Annotated in this window: 16 protein-coding genes, 1 tRNA gene and 1 pseudogene; 13 read left to right on the plus strand and 5 right to left on the minus strand. The window is 62.5% G+C overall.

Going from position 1 to position 18,228, the window contains the following annotated elements:
- Window positions 1-9 precede the first annotated feature (9 nt).
- Window positions 10-882, plus strand: coding sequence for an alpha/beta fold hydrolase (locus U2H20_RS02885; protein WP_430593001.1), 873 nt, complete (start codon window positions 10-12; stop codon window positions 880-882).
- 13 nt (window positions 883-895) lie between these two features.
- Window positions 896-2,086: a glycosyltransferase gene (locus U2H20_RS02890; RefSeq protein ID WP_430593582.1), complete on the plus strand. Its 1,191-nt coding sequence runs from the start codon at window positions 896-898 to the stop codon at window positions 2,084-2,086.
- On the opposite strand, the gene U2H20_RS02895 is transcribed toward U2H20_RS02890, so the two are convergent.
- The gene (locus U2H20_RS02895; RefSeq protein WP_430593002.1) at window positions 2,046-2,867 is read right to left on the minus strand and encodes a Sir2 family NAD-dependent protein deacetylase; all 822 of its coding nucleotides are present in this window, start codon (window positions 2,865-2,867) and stop codon (window positions 2,046-2,048) included. The two genes, U2H20_RS02890 and U2H20_RS02895, sit on opposite strands and share 41 nt — an antisense overlap.
- Before the next feature lie 69 nt (window positions 2,868-2,936).
- On the opposite strand from U2H20_RS02895, the gene U2H20_RS02900 reads away from it, so the two are divergent.
- Both U2H20_RS02900 and U2H20_RS02905 read left to right on the plus strand, forming a co-directional pair.
- Window positions 2,937-3,764: a TrmH family RNA methyltransferase gene (locus tag U2H20_RS02900; RefSeq protein WP_430593003.1), complete on the plus strand. Its 828-nt coding sequence runs from the start codon at window positions 2,937-2,939 to the stop codon at window positions 3,762-3,764.
- A complete protein-coding gene (locus U2H20_RS02905; RefSeq protein ID WP_430593004.1) occupies window positions 3,761-5,047 on the plus strand; it encodes a D-alanyl-D-alanine carboxypeptidase family protein in 1,287 nt (428 codons plus the stop codon). The genes U2H20_RS02900 and U2H20_RS02905 overlap by 4 nt, the downstream gene beginning before the upstream one ends.
- Before the next feature lie 22 nt (window positions 5,048-5,069).
- On the opposite strand, the gene U2H20_RS02910 is transcribed toward U2H20_RS02905, so the two are convergent.
- Window positions 5,070-5,930, minus strand: a complete 861-nt coding sequence (locus tag U2H20_RS02910) for an SGNH/GDSL hydrolase family protein (RefSeq protein WP_430593005.1) — start codon at window positions 5,928-5,930, stop codon at window positions 5,070-5,072.
- A gap of 71 nt (window positions 5,931-6,001) precedes the next feature.
- Between U2H20_RS02910 and dinB the strand changes: the two genes are divergently transcribed.
- Window positions 6,002-7,234 (plus strand): DNA polymerase IV, encoded by a 1,233-nt coding sequence (dinB, locus tag U2H20_RS02915; RefSeq protein WP_430593006.1) that lies wholly within the window; start codon window positions 6,002-6,004, stop codon window positions 7,232-7,234.
- Here dinB and U2H20_RS02920 read toward each other — a convergent pair.
- Both U2H20_RS02920 and U2H20_RS02925 read right to left on the minus strand, forming a co-directional pair.
- A pseudogene (locus tag U2H20_RS02920) lies at window positions 7,231-8,466 on the minus strand (MFS transporter); the annotation flags it as partial. The gene dinB and the pseudogene U2H20_RS02920 overlap by 4 nt on opposite strands.
- A 245-nt stretch (window positions 8,467-8,711) precedes the next feature.
- Window positions 8,712-8,797 (minus strand) — tRNA-Leu (locus U2H20_RS02925).
- 103 nt (window positions 8,798-8,900) lie between these two features.
- Here U2H20_RS02925 and U2H20_RS02930 point away from each other — a divergent pair.
- Genes U2H20_RS02930 through mshC form a run of 3 tightly spaced genes read left to right on the plus strand, consistent with a single transcriptional unit; the run spans window position 8,901 to window position 12,317 of the window.
- A complete protein-coding gene (locus tag U2H20_RS02930) occupies window positions 8,901-10,205 on the plus strand; it encodes a M20/M25/M40 family metallo-hydrolase (protein WP_430593007.1) in 1,305 nt (434 codons plus the stop codon).
- Between the two features lie 13 nt (window positions 10,206-10,218).
- Complete coding sequence (locus U2H20_RS02935; RefSeq protein WP_430593008.1) at window positions 10,219-11,070, plus strand: undecaprenyl-diphosphate phosphatase; 852 nt, start codon at window positions 10,219-10,221, stop codon at window positions 11,068-11,070.
- The gene (gene mshC / locus U2H20_RS02940; protein ID WP_430593009.1) at window positions 11,067-12,317 is read left to right on the plus strand and encodes a cysteine--1-D-myo-inosityl 2-amino-2-deoxy-alpha-D-glucopyranoside ligase; all 1,251 of its coding nucleotides are present in this window, start codon (window positions 11,067-11,069) and stop codon (window positions 12,315-12,317) included. The genes U2H20_RS02935 and mshC overlap by 4 nt, the downstream gene beginning before the upstream one ends.
- A gap of 68 nt (window positions 12,318-12,385) precedes the next feature.
- Here the strand turns inward: mshC and U2H20_RS02945 are convergent, their stop codons facing one another.
- On the minus strand, window positions 12,386-13,492 hold the full coding sequence (locus U2H20_RS02945; protein WP_430593010.1) for a PAC2 family protein: 1,107 nt from the start codon (window positions 13,490-13,492) through the stop codon (window positions 12,386-12,388).
- Between the two features lie 82 nt (window positions 13,493-13,574).
- Here U2H20_RS02945 and U2H20_RS02950 point away from each other — a divergent pair, with 82 nt between their 5' ends.
- From U2H20_RS02950 to U2H20_RS02970, 5 genes are read left to right on the plus strand one after another with little or no spacing between them, the layout of a single operon-like run.
- Window positions 13,575-14,240, plus strand: a complete 666-nt coding sequence (locus tag U2H20_RS02950; RefSeq protein WP_430593583.1) for an HAD family hydrolase — start codon at window positions 13,575-13,577, stop codon at window positions 14,238-14,240.
- Window positions 14,237-15,214, plus strand: a complete 978-nt coding sequence (locus tag U2H20_RS02955; protein WP_430593011.1) for a tRNA (adenine-N1)-methyltransferase — start codon at window positions 14,237-14,239, stop codon at window positions 15,212-15,214. The genes U2H20_RS02950 and U2H20_RS02955 overlap by 4 nt, the downstream gene beginning before the upstream one ends.
- 12 nt (window positions 15,215-15,226) lie before the next feature.
- Window positions 15,227-16,195 (plus strand): FKBP-type peptidyl-prolyl cis-trans isomerase, encoded by a 969-nt coding sequence (locus U2H20_RS02960; protein WP_430593012.1) that lies wholly within the window; start codon window positions 15,227-15,229, stop codon window positions 16,193-16,195.
- Window positions 16,196-16,198: 3 nt separating this feature from the next.
- On the plus strand, window positions 16,199-17,200 hold the full coding sequence (locus tag U2H20_RS02965) for a helix-turn-helix transcriptional regulator (protein WP_430593013.1): 1,002 nt from the start codon (window positions 16,199-16,201) through the stop codon (window positions 17,198-17,200).
- The gene (locus U2H20_RS02970; RefSeq protein ID WP_430593014.1) at window positions 17,197-18,171 is read left to right on the plus strand and encodes a helix-turn-helix transcriptional regulator; all 975 of its coding nucleotides are present in this window, start codon (window positions 17,197-17,199) and stop codon (window positions 18,169-18,171) included. Before U2H20_RS02965 ends, U2H20_RS02970 begins: the two co-directional genes overlap by 4 nt.
- Window positions 18,172-18,228: the final 57 nt, after the last annotated feature.

Genomic DNA, 18,228 nt, shown 5'->3' on the forward strand with positions numbered 1-18,228 from the left:
GCTGATCGAATGCCCTCGCAATCTCCCTATCCAGAGCTCGATGCGCTGCAGCACCACGTCGCTGCACAGCGCACTATCGCTGGGGCGCAGACTCACTGGTGGGAGTTCGGAGACCCCGAAGGCCGAGCGTTTGTGTTCGTTCATGGCTTCCGAGGTGATCACCACGGTCTCCTGCCGATCGTCGCGCAGTTGCCCGAATACCGGATCATCGTGCCCGACCTGCCTGGTTTCGGGGAATCGCAACCGCTCAATGACCTGAGCGCATCGAGCTACGGGTCGTGGCTCGTGGAATTCGTGAACGAGGTCGCCCCAGGCGCGATCGTGCTGGGTCACTCCTTCGGATCCATCGTGGTGGCCGCAGCAGCATCTGCTGGCCTTGCCAGCGAACAGCTGGTTCTGGTGAATCCAATCGGAGCGCCAGCACTTGAGGGCCCAAAGGCGGTGCTCTCGAAAATCGCGCTCGGCTACTACAAACTTGCAGCGAGCCTTCCTGATCGGGCTGGGGGAGCAGTGCTGTCGGCGCCGCCGATCGTACGAGCGATGAGCATTGTGATGGCGCATACGAAGGATCGATCGACTCGGCGTTGGATCCATGCCCAGCACGATGAGTATTTCTCGAAGTTCGCCAGTCGTGAGAGCGTTCTTGGAGCATTCGACACGTCAATTCGGAACACAGTCGCGCAGTTCGCCCCGGCGATTGCACAACGCACGCTCCTGATCGCCGCGGAGAACGACGACATCACTCCCTTGAAGAAGCAACGAGTCCTCGAGACGCTCTTCCCCGACGCAGCACTGAGCGTCGTCCATGATGTGGGGCATCTGATTCACTACGAACGCCCGCGCGAGGCCGCAGCGACCATCCGCGCCTGGTTGAAGGGGTAGTCAGTCCGTGCACGTGCTCTTCTTTTCGGATCAACATCCGCTTTCGCTCGGCGGAGCACAGGTTTCGCTGCGCCTGCAACGCAAGTTCCTCGAGCGGGCAGGACACCGTGTGACGATTGTTTCGCCGCGTCGTCACCGCGAGCATGAGGCGGACGCCGACACGATCGATCTCGCTTCGATCCGGGTTTCCAAGGATGGCGAGTATTCGATGTTCTGGCCTGGTCGAGCAGCCCGTGAGGCACTCGATCGCGAACTCGCAACACGGGAGCCCGTCGATATTGTGCACGTGCAGGGTGATTTCTGGGCAGGTCTGCTCGGCACGAAATTCGCGCGAAGTCGAGGCCTTCCCTTGGTCACCACCTTGCACAACCGTCTCGATGTCGGCATCGCCGCCACGATGCCGGCGCCAAAACTCGTCGCGCGTGCCCTGGGGGTGTGGCAGCGCGCAATGCTCGGCAAGGGGTTCGGCGGAACGACCGCCTGGGACTATCTCCGCGGGCTCGCACATGCCGCAGACACCGTCATCGCCCCGACGAACCATTTCGCCGCGACGCTTCGCGACCATGACGTTCGATCAGAGCTCCATGTCATCGGCACGGGCGTCGACGACGACAGCATCCGCGACATCCCGCTTCAGAACCGTGATCCCTCTGCGCCGACCAGAATGATCTGGATCGGACGAATGAGCGCAGAAAAGCGGTTGCTGCCGTTCTTGCAGGCCGTGCGCGAATCCGGTGTCTCAGCTCGGATCGACCTCGTTGGCACGGGTGCCGAACGGAAACAGGCTGAGGACTTCGTCGAACGTCACGGTCTTACGAACGTTTCATTTCTCGGCATTGTTGCGTACGAAGAGAATCTTCGGAACATCGCCCGTTCCGACGTGCTCGTACAGACATCGATCGGGTTCGAAACGCAAGGCATGACCGTCTCCGAGGCAATCTGTCTCGGAACCAAGGTGATCGTTTGCGACCCTGCGATCGCTGGAGAGCTCCCGGAGGGAACATTCTGGGCGGTGCGCGACGATTCAGTAGAAGCACTTGCAGCCGTCTTACGAGATGCCGAGGCCCAAGCGCCCGGGCGACGCCAGAGCGCGTCAGCGGGCGCCGCCGGAAAATTTCTTCAGAGCACCCGAACCGAGCGCATCATCGGCGTGTACGAATCTGTCATCGAACGGCACCGTCGACACCGAGACCCGAGGCAATAGCCTGCAGGGTCTCGCTGGTACCGGCATCGATCTTGAGGGCAGCACGAGCGTCCCATTTCGTCACACCTCGGTTGATGATGACGATCGGGATCGCGCGTCGTCGTGCGACTTCGAGCAGGCGCGTTCCGCTGTTCACGACAAGCGAGGAACCGGCGACCAGGACGACCTCGGCTTCTTCCATCAGAACGCGACCGGCAGCGAACACGTCCTCGGGCACGAACTCACCGAAAAAGACGACGTCTGGCTTCAGCATTCCGCCGCAGACGGGGCATTCGGGAATGGCGAAGTCTCCGTGCTCTGCAATGTCGACGTCGCCGTCGGGCTGCAGATGCACTTCCTCCGGGACCTCGATCCACGGGTTGAGCGCGGCGATCTTCGTGGCAATGATCGTTCGCGGGAATTTGGTCTTGCACTGGAGGCACGAAACGCTCGCCATTGAACCGTGCACGTGCACGACGCGCTTACTCCCGGCCTGCTCGTGGAGATCGTCGACATTTTGAGTGACCACGCCTCGGACGAAGCCAGCGCGTTCGAGCGCAGCAACTGCACGATGACCGTCGTTGGGCCGCACACTCGTGAACCGCTTCCACCCGAGATGGCTTCCAGCCCAGTACCGACGTCGAGCTGCCTCGCTCGAAACGAACTGGTCGAAGAGCATCGGATTTCTCGGGGGCGCTCCGGCACCTCGATAATCGGGAATCCCGGAATCGGTGCTGATACCCGCGCCACTGAGTACCGCTATCTTGCGGTTCCGAAGTATCGATAGATCCGTGTCTCGCACCTGTTCAGTCTAGATTCGCTGGCACCCTTGAGGTGCGCACGCCGCGGGCGCGGTCGCGAAAGGTCAACCATGCATATTGAGCCCATCACCCGACTCGACGATCCGAGGCTTCGGGATTACGTCGCGTTGACCGATGTCGCGCTCCGACGCGTGCAGGAGCCAGCAGAGGGGCTGTACATCGCAGAGTCCTCCACCGTCCTCGAACGGGCGCTCCAGCGCGGTCATCAGCCACGAAGCGTGCTGTTGACCGAGAAATGGCTCCCGCAGATCGAGCCGCTCCTGCGCGACTATGACGTACCTGTATTTCTCGGTGATGAATCAACCCTTGAATCCCTGACCGGCTTTCATCTGCACCGAGGTGCACTCGCTGCAATGCACCGGCCCGTGCTGGCAGATCCGGCAACCCTCCTCGACGAGGCTCGTCGGATCGTGATTCTCGACGGCCTCGTCGACCACACGAACGTCGGGGCGGTGTTTCGGAGTGTCGCGGGGCTCGGCGCCGACCTCGTGCTCGTCACCGACTCGACTGCCGACCCGCTCTACCGTCGGAGCGTGCGCGTGAGCATGGGAACCGTGCTGCAGGTGCCATGGACCAAGATCCGTTCACTGCGCGAGTTCGCACCGACCCTCCATGAGCAGGGGTTCTCGATTGCCGCGCTCGCGCTCGGTCAGGAGTCGATCACACTGGACGAGCTTGCCGCCAACGCCCCAGCCAAACTCGCGATCGTCCTGGGCAGCGAAGGCCACGGGCTCTCTGCGGCCGCGTTGCGAGCCTCGGACATCACGGTCGAGATCCCGATGATGCACGGCGTCGATTCCCTCAATGTCGCAGCCGCGAGTGCAGTGGCACTGTGGGCGTTGCGCGCGCCGACCACGAGTTCAGGAGGTGCACAGTGACGCACTCGGCATCGACCGTCGGCGGTCGAGCAGTCACTGCGAACAGTCAGCGCAAAGCGCCTTGGTGGGTCGTTCTCGGTCGTATCCTGCTCGCGGTCTTGCTGATCATTCCAATTCTGTACGCCGCCCTCGTCGCGCTGTGGGAGATGCCAGCGACGGCAGTGGCGCCGGAACCTGTGCAGGTCGTTTCGGGTGAAGAACCCACGATCGCCTGGCCCACGACGGGATCGGCCGCCGCGTTCCGAGTCGTCGGGCTCGATGGGGCTGTCGGGGCAAGCGGTGCGAGCGATCCGGTTCCGATCGCGAGCATCACCAAGGTCATCACGGCGCTCGTCGTCCTCGACGCGAAACCGCTGTCGGCAGACAGCGATGGAGAACGCATCGTACTCGGCGAGGCCGATGTCGCCTCGATGAGCACGATGCTGCAGCAGCAGAGCAACTATTTCTCGGCCGCGGTTGGGCGCACGGTTTCGCAGCGGGATCTGCTGGAGTGGGCCCTGGTGCATTCAGCAGGAAACGCCGCCGACTCCCTCGCGATCTGGGCATTCGGTTCCATCGATCAATTCCTCGACGCAAGCAAACAGTGGCTCAGTGACCACGGGTTCGAATCGATCGTGCTGGCGGATGCGAACGGCCTCAGCGCCGACAACATCGCCACGGCCTCTGAACTCGCTCGAATTGGCGAGCTCGCGATGGACAATGCTGAGATTCGGAAAACCGTCGCGCTCACTAGGATCGACGTTCCCGGTATCGGCTGGGTCGGGAATTCGAACAGTTTGCTCGGCGTCGACGGCATCACCGGAATCAAGACCGGGAACCTGTTCATCTCCGGTCGAAACCTCCTCGCGAGTGCGAACTACCAGCACAACGGGACGACCTACCGGATCATCGTCGTCGTGCTCGGACACGTCAGTGTCGATGCTCGTAACGAGGCGACGAGAACCCTCCTTGCGAGTATCGGACCGAACATCCGCACCGAGGAGATCCTGCCGCGCGGGACTGCGGTTGCAAATGTCGAGGCTCCTTGGGGCCGCTCTGCGAGCGTCGTGACCGCGAATGCGGTGTCGGCCGATTTCTGGGGGTCCGTCGAGACGAGCGTCGAAGTGGACCTTCCGGCAGTGACGAAGACCCGGACGGGCACGAACGCGGGTGAGGCGCTCGTGCGAACCGGATCCCTCGAGCACACCGTGCAATTGGAATGGAACGGCATGTTTATCGGCCCCGACTACTGGTGGAAGTTCACCCACCCGGTCGAACTCTTCGAGTCCTGGCAGCGCCAGTAACTCCGTCAGCGTTCAGTGCTGCTCAGGAGCCCGAAGCATCGCCACGATCAGCTCGCTCGCCCGGAGTGTTCGGTTGCGCCTCTTCCTCCGGTGGCATATCGGTTCCGGAGATCACCGTCGGGTATGGAGCCGGCGCAGGAATTCTGGGGCTGACAGTGTCGCCCGAAGAGCGACCGCGGATCCGCCGGACCACCCAGGGCACGAGGTGCTCACGAGCCCAGACGATGTCGTCGGTGCGCGCGTTCGTCCAGGATTGCGCAGGCAGGGGCTCGGGTTTCATCGGGCGCAGCGAGTGCTCGACGCCGAGCGCGTCCAGGACAAGCCGCGCGATCGTGTGATGGCCGAGCGCCGAGAAGTGCAGACGGTCGTTGGACCACATCGGTTTCGCTTGGAGTTCCTTCGCGCCCCACATGTCGACGACCACGGCGTCGTGACGGTGCGCGAGGGAGTTGAGGTTGCTGTTGTAGATTCCGACTCGACCTCTGATCCGGCGCAGGACGGGTGTGCCATCAATGTCCGGACCATTGAACATCACGACGGTGGCGCCTCGACTCGAGAGCCGTTCGATCGCGGTCTCGAATTGCTCTGCCACTCGGTCAGGGTCACCGCCGGGTCGCAGCAGATCGTTCCCACCACCCGAAATCGACACGAGGTCGGGTTCGAATTCGAGCGCGGCATCAATCTGCTCGTCCATGATCTGTCCGAGTAACCGCCCACGGATCGCGAGATTCGCGTACGCAAACCCAGGGGACGACTTGGCAAGTTCTTCTGCAACTCGATCGGGCCACCCTCGCCATCCGTTCGGAAGCGATGGCTCTGGATCACCGACACCCTCGGTGAACGAATCTCCAATAGCGACATAACGGGTCCACGGGTGTTGCATGGGGTAATCATCGCACCGAAAGGGGATTTCGGCACGGCACGGGTGTCGGCGGTTCGTGTCACGATGGTGTCGTGAGTAAACAGGACGGTTCAAATCGACTCGTCTCCGGGCCGGACGTCGATGACTCGACCGCGAGCATTCTGCATATCGACCTCGACGCCTTTTTCGCCTCCGCCTCATTACTCACACGACCTGAGTTACACGGCCGTCCGGTCGTCATCGGGCACGACTCCTCTCGATCCGTCGTCACCGCAGCCACCTACGAAGCTCGAAAATTCGGCGTGAACTCCGCGATGCCGATGGCGCGAGCGAAGCAGCTTTGCCCGCACGCGATCATCGTGGAACCCGACTTCGCGTTGTATCAGCGCCTCTCCGCGCAGGTGATGTCGATCATCGACGACTTCACTCCCGACGTCGAACGTCTCGGGATCGACGAGGCCTTCCTCGACATCGCGTCTGTTCGCCGGATCTTCGGAGGCGCGAACACGCTCGGACCGAAACTTCGTGCCCGCATCGAAGCGGAAACGGGCCTCAGAGCCTCGATTGGTGCCTCCTCGACCAAGTTCATCGCGAAGCTCGCTTCGGGCCGCGCAAAGCCGAACGGCCTGCTCGTCGTCCCTGCCGAGACCGTGCTCGAGTTTCTCCACCCGCAGGCGATCACCGCCCTCTGGGGAGTTGGCGGAAAGACCGAAGAGAAACTTCGATCGTACGGCCTCCACACGGTCGGCGATCTCGCGAACACTCCGCTGTCCACCCTGACCTCCTGGCTTGGTCCCGTCGGCGGGCCAAAGCTGCACGCGCTTGCCTGGGGCCGTGACTTTCGCGAAGTGGCACCGCGCGCCGCAGAGAAAAGCTACGGCCATGATCACACCTTCGGTCGCGACATCACCGATCACGCCTCGCTCGTCAGCGAGATCATGCGACTTGCCGGGGGAGTGGGGCGTCGGCTTCGTGCGCACGGAGTGACGGCGCGCACGATCACTCTGCGGGTGCGCTTCCAGGATTTCCGAACGATCACGCGCTCTCGCACCCTGAGTGATTCGACCTCCGTGACGCGTACGATCGCGGAGGCGGCCGTTGGTCTGCTCGAACAGCTCGGTGAGATTCCACCGGTTCGCCTGCTGGGGGTGCAGGCCTCCAACGTGCAAGAACGCAGCGATGCGCTCCTCCTCTGGGGCGGAGACGAGGAGTGGGAATCGACAGAGCGCATCATGGACCAGGTCCACGAGCGCTTCGGGAGTGGGGCAGTCAAGCCAGCCTCACAGCTCCGCCTTGAAAGAAAGCGACCAGATCTGGGTGATTAAGCGACGGCCGTGTCGAGCGGGTGCGCGATCTCGTCCTCCCACATCCGCGCCGCGAGCCACGCGATGACCGAGATCACGGGCGTTGCGATCCCAATGACCAAGAAGATCACGTTGTTGTCGACCACGGTTGAGAGCGGCCCGGCAAGCGCCATGGAGATCGGCATCAGCGCGAGGGAGACGAAGAAGTCGAGACTCGATATTCGTCCGAGCATTCGGAGAGGCACGCGTCGCTGCAACAACGTTCCCCAGATCACCTGACCGATTCCGCCCCCGGCACCAACGATGAAGCCGATCACCGCGAGTTCCCAAAAGTGACTCGCGAACCCAAACCATGCCAGCGGAGCCATGGTGAAGCCCCAGGCCGCAACCATGACGGAGAGATAGCGCCGCGGGAGCGAAACGGACGCCATGAAGAGTGAGCCGATGGCACTCCCTGCGCCGAAGATCGCAAGGAGCAGTCCGAACGACTCTGCGCCGAGTCCGAGCTCGTCTCGCATGATGAACGGGGTCAGGACTTCAAAGGGACCGACGAACAGAAACACGATGCAGACAGCCCAGAGCAGGGTTGCAAACAGCCACGGGGTCTTGATCGTGAACCGGACACCCTCGGCAAGGTCTGCCCAGACGCTGCTTGGCAACGGTGGCTCGAGCGCCGGATCAGCCGCATCGATCTGCTTCGACAATCGCAGCATGGTGAAGAACGCGATGAGATGGCAGGCGACGATGCCCTGCAGCACAACCGCAGGAAAAAATGCACCGATCAACAGCCCCGCGACGGCAGGACCCGTTGCCTGCTGCAGCACCGGCCGAAGCATCCCCTCGAGACCATTCGCTGCAAGCAGCCGCTCCGGGGCAAAATTCGCGGAAGGATTGCCGAGTACGCAGGAAAGAAGAACGCCGCCGAGGCACCGAGAATGAAACCGGTGAGCGCCAGGTGCCAGATCTGCAGCAGGTTCACGGCGTGCATCGTCACCGTGAATCCGACGGCGAGCGTGTTCGCGGCTTCGACCGCGATCAGAATCCAGCGCTTCGGGATTCGGTCGGCTGCGACCCCTCCGACGAGCGCGAAGACGACGAGTCCGAGCGCCGTCGCCGTCGCAACGAACGACAGATCGACCTCGGTGCCTCCAAGTTCCATGACCTGGTACACAATGCCGACCGCCCACATGCCTGCGCCGAACAGCGACGCGACCATTGCAGCGGCGAGTATTCGGTAATCGTGCGACAGCAATGGGCTGAGCGCCTTTGGGACTTGCATACGACTTCGCTTTACATCGGGCTCACTATGGGCGGGCTGCGCTTCTGATCGAGGCGATGCGACCGCGGGACTTCGTTGTGTCCATTGTGATCGCCGTTCACGAGCAGCGCCATGGTTTTTTTCACGAATCGGGATCACCACGATTGTCGGCAGCGAAGGCAGCCAACTCCGGAGCCTCGCAGGCAACAAAAAAGGCCCGGGTTGCCCCGGGCCTACTTGTGTCCGAAGGGGGACTTGAACCCCCACGACCTAATACGGTCACTAGCACCTCAAGCTAGCGCGTCTACCAATTCCGCCATCCGGACTGGATGTTTGGACGATCAGTTGCAGTTGAAAAACGAACTGTCCGGCCGAGGAATGACTCTAGCACGACATTCGGGGGCCGCTTTGCACCGCTAGCGTAGAGCCATGACGCAACAGCCACTCGAACTCGGTCCAACCGCTCGAATTGCGCGGGATCTCATTCGCTTCGACACGACCAACTGGGGCGAAGGCAAGTCAAACGGTGAAGCAGACGCAGCCGAGTATGTCGTCAATATTCTTCGCGATCTCGACCTCGTTCCACGCACCTTCGAATCAGCTCCCGGGCGTGTCACGGTCGTCGTCGATGTTCCGGGTTCCGACGAAACTCTTCCGAAGCTCGTCGTACATGGGCATCTCGATGTGGTTCCCGCTGACGCAGCGAACTGGAGTGTCGACCCATTTGGCGGTGAGGTCCGAGACGGGATGCTCTGGGGCCGCGGTGCAGTGGATATGAAGAACATGTGCGCGATGATGCTCGTCGCTCTCCAGCGGATGCACGCCGAGGGCGTCCGTCCTCGACGAGGACTCATCGTCGTCTTCTTTGCAGATGAAGAAAACGGTGGAAAGTACGGTTCGCACTTCCTTGTCACAAAGCATCCAGAAGTGTTCGCGGGTGCCACGGAGGCCATCAGCGAGGTCGGAGGCTACTCCGTGACGTTCGCCGGCCAACGGAGCTACCTCCTGCAGACTGCGGAGAAGGCCCTTATCTGGATGAAGCTCCGCGCGCGCGGCACCGCAGCACACGGCTCGCAGGTCATGCGCGACAACGCGCTCACCAAGCTCGCCAGAGCAGTGGTCGCGCTCGGCGAACACGAGTTCCCTGTGGTCTTGACCGATACCACCGAGCGCCTGATCGAAGAGATCCGTGCCATCACCGGTGCCGACGCTTCAGTGAGCGCAGACGACGTCGCGACTTCGATCGGCAGCGCATCACGGTTCATTCGCGCGACACTCCGCACGACCGCGAATCCGACACAGCTCGATGCGGGATACAAGCACAATGTGATCCCCGATGTCGCCGAGGCCCGCATCGATGTGCGGCCGCTGCCGGGCCGTGAGTCGGAGACACTCGCAACGATCCAGGAGATCGTCGGGGACGAGATCGAGATCGAGATCGTCACTCAGGATGTCGGCCTCGAGCAGCCGTTCGAAGGAGAACTCGTCGAGGCGATGATTTCGGCGCTCCAGCAACACGACCCGGGCGCTCCGGTTCTGCCGTATATGCTTTCGGGCGGCACTGACAACAAGGCGCTGTCTGAACTCGGCATCAAGGGCTACGGATTTGCTCCGCTTCAGCTCCCACCCGAGCTCGATTTTGCTGCGATGTTCCATGGTGTTGATGAGCGCGTTCCGCTGGAATCGCTCGAATTCGGCACAGAGGTCCTCACGGATCTCTTGAAGCAGTATTGAGGCTTTTGTACTGATGGACTTCCTCGAAGCCGCGTTCCTCGGCATCATCCAGGGACTCACCGAGTTCCTTCCGATTTCGTCGAGCGCGCACCTGCGGATCACCGCGCTGTTCCTTCCCGGAGCAGACGACCCGGGCGCAACCTTCACCGCGATCACCCAAATAGGCACGGAGCTCGCGGTCATCGTCTACTTCTGGGGAGACATCACCCGGATCATCGGTCGATGGTTCTCGCAGTGGTCGCGTCGTCGGCCGCGCGGCTCTGAACTCGCACTCGACTACGACGCCGATGTCCGAATGGGCTGGCTCGTGATCCTCGGCTCGATTCCGATCGCCGTCGCAGGATTCTTGTTGCAGGACATCATTCGATCCGAGTTCCGGAGCCTATGGATCGTCGCAATCGTCCTGGTCGTCTTCGGTGTCATCCTCGGTCTGTGCGACCGACTCGGGAAGCGAGTGCATGAGCTGCGACAGCTCGGCTACCGCGACGGGCTCCTGATCGGTGTCGCGCAGGCACTCGCCCTCGTGCCAGGCGTGTCACGATCCGGCGCGACAACGAGCATGGGCCTCGCACTCGGTTACACGCGTCCGGCCGCCGCGAAATACGGCTTTCTGCTTGCGATTCCGGCGGTATTCGGAAGCGGGCTGTACGAACTCGTCCACGCGATTCGTGAGCCAGGGGCTGGCGGCTACGGCTTCCCCGAGACACTCGTCGCGACCGTGCTCGCGTTCGTCGTCGGACTCGCAGTGGTCCGGTTCTTGATGCGCTGGATCCAGACCCACTCGTTCATGCCGTTCGTCGTTTACCGCATCGCTCTCGGAGGTATTTTGCTCATCGCTCTGTCGTTCGGATGGATCCAGCCGTGATCGCTTGGGATTCGCCGGAAATTCCGGAGCTACCGGGCACGGGACCAATTCCGCAACTGTTCGACCAGAGTTCGGGCGAGCTCCGCGCCGCCGCCGATGGGGACAGCGCTCGCCTGTATGTCTGTGGCATCACGCCCTATGACGCGACCCACATCGGCCACGCGAATACCTACCTCGCGTACGACACGCTCACTCGAGTGTGGCTTGATGCGAATCTGCAGGTCTCGACGGCTCAGAATTCGACCGACGTCGATGACCCGCTGCTCGAACGCGCTGCTCGCGACGATATTGACTGGCAGGAACTCGCGGCGAGTCAGCACGCGCTGTTCCGTGACGACATGCAGGCACTGCGTGTTCGTGCGCCAGACTCGTGGATCGCCGTGACCGAACGGATCACAGAGGCCGCTGACGCCGTGAAGACGCTGCTCGACAAGGGGCTCGCGTACTCGGTCACGACTGACGATTCTTCATTCGACGACATTTACGCTGACGCCCGGGCCGTCCCCGGCTGGACCCTTGGGGTGCAGAGCCGTACGAGCGAATCGGAGATGGAAGAGTTCAGCGCAGAACGCGGTGGCGATCCGCAACGGTCTGGAAAGCGCGATCCGCTCGACCCGCTCCTTTGGCGAGCTGCTCGCGATGGCGAACCGCAGTGGACCACCGTGCTCGGCGATGGCCGTCCGGGCTGGCACATCGAATGTGCAGTGATCGCACTCGGTGCGCTGGACGCTCCAATCACCGTGAGCGGGGGAGGCAGTGACCTCGTGTTCCCGCACCATGAGTTCACGGCACAGCACGCCGAAGCGCTCACCGGGAGTCAGTTCGCTCGCATTCGGTCCAACAGCGGCATGGTTGGCTTCGAGGGCGAGAAGATGTCGAAGTCGAAGGGCAACCTCGTTCGCGTCAGTGAGTTGCTCCAGGCTGGCGTACGCCCCGCAGCGATCAGGCTTGCGATCCTTGCTCACCACTACCGGGAAGACTGGGAGTGGACGGACGAAGTGCTGCGAACCGCGAACGAACGGCTCGACCGCTGGAGCGAGTGGGCAAAGCTCGAGATCGAGGACCCCTCTCGCTCAGACACCGTGCTCGACTGGCTTCGACTCGTTCTGCAAGACGACTTGAACACTCCGGCTGCCCTGCAGGCCGTGGATCGTCACATCGCTCGCGTCCCCGTCGATGAGGTCTCGCTCTCGGCGATCGACGCCTTACTGGGAGTTCGTCTGGAACCCTTCCAGTCAGACTCGTAGTGTCGTGAGCACGAACGAAGGCGGGGCGTTCACCGAGTGAGCGTCCCGCCTTCGTTGTTGCTGGTCTGTTACGCCGAATGCGTGCCGGGCTGATCCTCGTCTGATGGCTCGCTGTCCGCAGGCTCGGTGTCCGAAGACTCGGCGTCCGTAGGCTCGGCGTCCGAAAGTTCGTCCGACGGCTGCTCGTCCGACAACTGCTCATCTGCGGAGGGCTCGTCTACAGAAGGCGCGTCCGCAGCTTTTGTTTCGGAGTCGGCTTCACTCGCCGATTCGTCGGTCGCAGCAGGCTTCTCTTCAGGCTCACTCGCTTCGAACAAGAACTTCTCGAACTCGTGTGCGAGCGCCTCACCGCTTGCCGCGGGGGAGTCCACGGCATCACGCTGCTGTTCGAGGTGACCGATGTAGGCCCGCATGTCATCGTCTCGATCCGCCAATTCGTTGACGTTCCGCTCCCATTCGCTCGCAAGTTCGGGAAGTTCTTCGAGCGGTACGACGAGGTCACTGACTTCACTGAGCGCATCGATGAGCGCGACGGTCGCCTTGGGCACATGACCGGCATGCACGTACAGCGGCACGCTGGCCCAAACGTTGACCGTCGAGATCCCGACTTCTTCAGCGGCCAAACCGATGACGGTCAAGATTCCGACCGGACCCGTGTAGGTACTCCGACTCACTTCCAACTTCGTGCGAAGCTCTTCGTTTTCGCTCGTCACGCTCGTTGCGATCGGCCGAGTGTGCGGAACGTCGGCGAGCATCGCGCCGAGGAGCACGATCGTATCGACCTCGCACGTCTGGGCGATTTCGATCACGTTTTCGACGAACAGGGGCCAATTGCGATTCGGCTCCGGGCCGGTGAGTACGAAGAGTTCACCCTCGGCCCCGGTTGAAACGGGGATCCCGGCATCGCTCGCGATCTGCGTTCGTATGCTCGGGCGAGTCGGGGCATACGCGAGCGCACTGGGCCAGGCGAGCGCACGTTTGCCGTCCTCACCCGTTGAAATTATTGGTCGAGAGACAGAGAAATCGATGAAGTCATCGGGCTCGATGGCGTCGAAGGCTTCGAGATCGAAGGCCTGCACCAAACGTTTTGCGGTCTGACTCGCGGCCTCGCCGGCGTCGGTCCATCCCTCGAAAGCGATCACCATGACCCGTCCGTCGAGGCTCCCCGCGGTCATCGCTGTTCATCCTTTGGCATCTGACTAGCCTACGCCCCTGGACCTTCACGCCCGGAGTTCCCCGTACGATTGAAGGGTGACTATGCCTGCGGCCGTATTTTGGGATCTCGACGGCACCCTTATCGACAGTGAACCCTACTGGCACATCTCTGAGTTTGCGCTTGCAGCCGAGTACGGCATCGAGTGGACCGAAGAAGACTTCACGAAGCTCGTCGGAGTCGACCTCTGGTTCTCGGGTCGATACTTCATTGAGCGCGGTGTGCACGATATGACCGCCGACCAGATCGTCGAGCGGCTCACGGGAGAGGTGATCTCACGCCTGCGCGAAGAGTTGCCGTTCCGCCCTGGAGCGCTCGAAATGCTGCAATCTGTTCGAGACGCCGGAATTCCGATGGGGCTCGTCACCATGTCGACAGGACCGATTGCTGACGTCATCGAAGAATCGCTCACAAAATTGCTCGGCAGCAGCCCCTTCGAAGTTCGCGTGACCGGCGACATGGTCGAGGCCGGCAAGCCGGACCCCGCACCCTACTTGCTTGCTGCTTCGATGCTCGGTGTGACCCCTGGCGACTGCATCGCCGTCGAGGACTCGTTCCCCGGTGCGCGGAGTGCGAAGGCGGCAGGAATGCGCACGATCGGCATCCCGCACCACGTCGACGTTTCTGTAGAGCCAGGAATCATTCCCTGGGACACCCTCGCGGGCAAGACCGCAGAGGACCTCCGCGGCCTCGAGGTGGTCAGCCGATGAACGCTCGGCGCGGCCCCTTCACCCTCGGTGATGCAGTGCAGCTCACCAGCCAGAAGAACAAGCTCCACACGATCATCCTCCGAGAGGGTGGCGTGTTCCACACTCATCGCGGAACTCTCGCGCACGAGGCGATCGTCGGTCTCGACGAGGGCTCGGTGCTCGCCGCCGGATCCGAGCAGTTCCTTGCGCTTCGTCCGCACCTTCGTGATTACGTGATGTCGATGCCACGCGGCGCAGCGATCATCTACCCGAAGGACGCCTCACACATTTTGGCGTTCGCGGACATCCAGCCCGGACTTCGCGTTGTCGAGGCAGGTGTGGGAAGCGGCGCGCTTTCGCTGTGGCTCCTCCGTGCTCTCGCCGGCAGTGGTGAACTGTTCTCGTTCGAGCGGCGAGAAGAGTTCGGTGAAGTCGCCGCGGCAAACGTTCGAGGATTCCTCGGGGAAAACCCGGAGAACTGGACGCTGACACTCGGCGACCTGCAAGACGAACTCCCGCGCGTCACCGAGCCCGGCTCAGTCGACCGAGTCTTGCTCGACATGCTCGCTCCCTGGGAGTGCGTCGAAGAGACCGCCGAGGCGCTGACTCCTGGCGGACTCGTGCTCTGCTACATCGCGACGGTCACGCAGCTCTCGCGTACCGTCGAAGCGTTCCGCGCATCAGGAAAATTCACCGCACCGCTCTCGAGCGAAACGCTCGTGCGCGGGTGGCACGTCGAGGGCCTCGCAGTCCGTCCGGACCACCGCATGGTTGCGCACACCGGATTCCTGATGACCGCGCGTCGCCTCGCAGACGGCGCAGTGCTCCCGGCACCGCGTCGTCGAACTTCGAAATCGGAGTATGGCGATGAGGATGTCGAGCTGTGGACACCGGGTTCACTCGGGGAGCGTTCCTCGAGCGATAAGCGACTCCGCCGCGCGGCGCGAGATGCAAAGCTGCAGGCCGATAGAATGATCGGCGACCACGAGGAATAAAAGAGGCTTCACTTGCGCGCTCCTATTGCCATTCTGCTTGCTGCCGGTACCGTACTTGCACTGAGCGCTTGTTCACCAAGCACCACGGTGCAATCGTTCGACGGTTGCACCCCTTCGATCGCGCCAGGCGACGCCTCGAATTCTGTTTCCGTTGAAACCGAGTTCGGCGAGGCCGTCACCGCGGAGTTCGAGGCACCGCTCGTGTCCTCCGACCCGCAGGTCACCTTCCTGGAAGGTCCGAGCGAACCTGCGAACGAGTACGACTATGTCGATGCCTACTTGACCGTGTACCTCGGCAAGACCGGTGAACTTGTGCAGTCGAGCCACCAGAACGAGACCGTCGGCGGAGAAGCGCAGCAGATTCGACTGCAGGTCGGTGGAGACGGCCCGGTCGGCGAGGTGCTCGAATGCTCGGGCCCCGGTGCGCGAATCGTGTACACGACGACCATCGGCGACGTCTTCGGCGAAGGGTTCACCGCTCAGCGCCCAGACACGAAGCCGCAGGACTCCGCAGTCCTCGTACTCGACGTCACGAAGGTTTGGCCCGGCTCCGCGACCGGTCGTCCGCAGCCGCAGGTTGACGGCATGCCCTCCGTCGCGCGTGCAGAGAACGGTCAGCCCGGATTGACGTTCCCGAGCAGCGCTGCTCCGGAAGACCTCACGATCGCAACGATCCTCAAGGGTGACGGCGAGACCGTTGCAGCGGGCGACAACGTCGTGCTGCAGTACACGGGAGTCATCTGGGAGACCCAGACGGTGTTTGATTCCTCATGGGAGTCAGGCCAGCCTGCAACGTTCCCGCTCGTTGAGGGCTCTCTGATCGATGGCTTCTACCAGGCGGTCGTCGGCGCAGAGGTCGGCAGCCAGATCCTCGTCTCGATCCCTGAGGAATACGGCTACAGCGATCCTGCGACTCGTCCCGGCGCGATTCCAGCCGGCGCCAATCTCGTATTCGTGATCGACGTTCTCGGAATCGAGTAGAACTTGGCCGGACCGAGCGCGGAGGAACGACAATTTGCGCTCGTGCTCGCCCTCGCGAATACGCGGAGCGGGATCACGAAGCACGAGATCCTTTCTCGCGTTCCGGGATACGCCGAGAAGTACACACCGCACGGCGACAATGCCGCAGTCGAGCGACAGTTCGAGCGCGACAAGGACGACCTGCGAGCGGCAGGCATTCCGCTCGAAGTCATTGATTCGCCTCTCGAGCCTGAGAACAACCAGGAGAGTCGGTACCGGATCTCCGATGCGAAACTCGCGCACCCTCGTGAGGTCAGCTTCTCCGACGAGGAAAAGCGACTCCTTGCAGTTGCGGGTCTCGTCTGGCGTGATGGCGGGCTGAGCGAGGAATCGCAACTCGCAACACTGAAGCTCCGCGCGGATCCCGATTTCCGGGCTGACGAGTTCATGGGCGTCCTGCCTCGGCAACGGGCGACCGAGAGCGCCTTCGACGCGGTGAAGCGCGCACTCCACCGCGGTCAGCGCGTGCAGTTCTCGTACTTGAAGCCGGGCGAGAGCGCTTCCCGCTTGCGCACGGTGGAGCCGTGGGCACTGCTGCTGTTCAACAATCGCTGGATGCTGCACGGTCGCGACGTCGAAGCGGACGCCCCGCGAACCTTCCTGCTCCGCCGCGTCGTGAGCGATGTCAGCACGAAGAAGGCAGCGTTCGAGGTGCCCCCTGGGGCGGCAGCGCAGGCACTGCAAAAGCTCACCGAGATTTGGGAAGCGGCGACCGTGACGATCTGTGTTGCTCCGGGAAGCGACGCCGAGATCCGGCTTGCCAAACGCGCAGACTCGTTCGTCGACGGCGAGACCATCACGATTCACCATTCCGACGGTCACGTCGTCGCGGAAGAGCTCGTGAGCTTCGGGCCCGACGTTGTCGTTCAGGCCCCCGAGCGCATTCGCAACCTGGTTGCCGATCGGCTCGACCGGCTGATCGCCCTGCACTCGGAACCGAGCTCGACCGAGGAGGAGCATTCGTGAGCACCAAGTCGGAACGCGGCGCAGAGCACACCGTCGCACTGCTCATTGCGCTCGTGCCATACCTCAATGAGGTCGGCCGGGTCAGTGTCGAGGAAGCCGCCGCACACTTCGGCGTGACGCCAGCGCGGATGCGGACCGCTGTCAATCTCATCGGTCTTGCGGGAATCCCCGATGCGCAGGGCTTCGTGATGCCCTATGACATGTTCGGCATCGACTACGACGATCTCGAGCTGAACGACTCTCTGCAGCTCACGAACAGCGTCGGGCTCGAGTCGAATCCTCGGCTCGCCCCTCGAGAAGCCGCAGCGCTCATCGCCGGACTCGAACTGCTCGCAACCGTGCACAGCGGCGACCTCGCGACCCTTCGCGGTCTCCAAGACAAATTGCGTGTCGTTGCCGGGAGCGAGCAGGAGCGAGTGGTCGTTGGCCCGAGTCGCAACGACGCGATTGCCGCCTCGATCCGCGACGCGATCGAACGACACGTCGTGGTTTCGCTCGATTACCGCAAACCCGGAAGCGCGACCGAAGAACGCACGATCGCACCGGTGCTCCTCGAGATCACCGATGGCGAAGCCTTTATTCGCGCCTGGGACCTCGATCGCGGTGCGGAACGCTCCTTCCGGCTCGACCGTTGTGTTGCGACGCGCGCGACCGCGACTGCGTTTCCGGAGGAGGCGCGCGAGCTCCACCCTGGCGCGCGCATGTTCTCTGACGATGGCGCTGAGACGATCATCGAGGTCGAAGCCTCACCCGCGGCTGCGGCGATGCTCGCCGACTACGCCCACGATTCCATCAGGCGGGAAGATGGCAAAGTCCGTCTGTTCGTGAAAGTTGCGAACCCCGATTCACTGATCAGAGCGGTTGCGGGCCTTGCTGGCGAGGCGCACATCGTCGCACCGAGCTCGGTTCGAGAGACGATGCTCGCCTGGCTCCGCCGTGCGAAGCGCCCATATGAGGATGAGGGCCTGTAATCCTGCGAAGTCGACCCGCTAGACTACAAGGGAAGGTCGTTACTGACCTCGAAGTTG

Origin of the sequence: Humidisolicoccus flavus (assembly GCF_045689595.1) — a bacterium.
Classification (GTDB): domain Bacteria; phylum Actinomycetota; class Actinomycetes; order Actinomycetales; family Microbacteriaceae; genus Humidisolicoccus; species Humidisolicoccus flavus.

Bases quoted from the DNA above. Each gene is read 5' to 3' on its own strand.
- U2H20_RS02885 (WP_430593001.1), top strand. From the start codon at position 10: ATGCCCTCGCAATCTCCCTATCCAGAGCTCGATGCGCTGCAGCACCAC.
- U2H20_RS02900 (WP_430593003.1), top strand. From the start codon at position 2,937: ATGCATATTGAGCCCATCACCCGACTCGACGATCCGAGGCTTCGGGAT.
- U2H20_RS02910 (WP_430593005.1), bottom strand. From the start codon at position 5,930: ATGCAACACCCGTGGACCCGTTATGTCGCTATTGGAGATTCGTTCACC.
- U2H20_RS02930 (WP_430593007.1), top strand. From the start codon at position 8,901: ATGACGCAACAGCCACTCGAACTCGGTCCAACCGCTCGAATTGCGCGG.
- U2H20_RS02935 (WP_430593008.1), top strand. From the start codon at position 10,219: ATGGACTTCCTCGAAGCCGCGTTCCTCGGCATCATCCAGGGACTCACC.
- U2H20_RS02945 (WP_430593010.1), bottom strand. From the start codon at position 13,492: ATGACCGCGGGGAGCCTCGACGGACGGGTCATGGTGATCGCTTTCGAG.
- U2H20_RS02950 (WP_430593583.1), top strand. From the start codon at position 13,575: ATGCCTGCGGCCGTATTTTGGGATCTCGACGGCACCCTTATCGACAGT.
- U2H20_RS02955 (WP_430593011.1), top strand. From the start codon at position 14,237: ATGAACGCTCGGCGCGGCCCCTTCACCCTCGGTGATGCAGTGCAGCTC.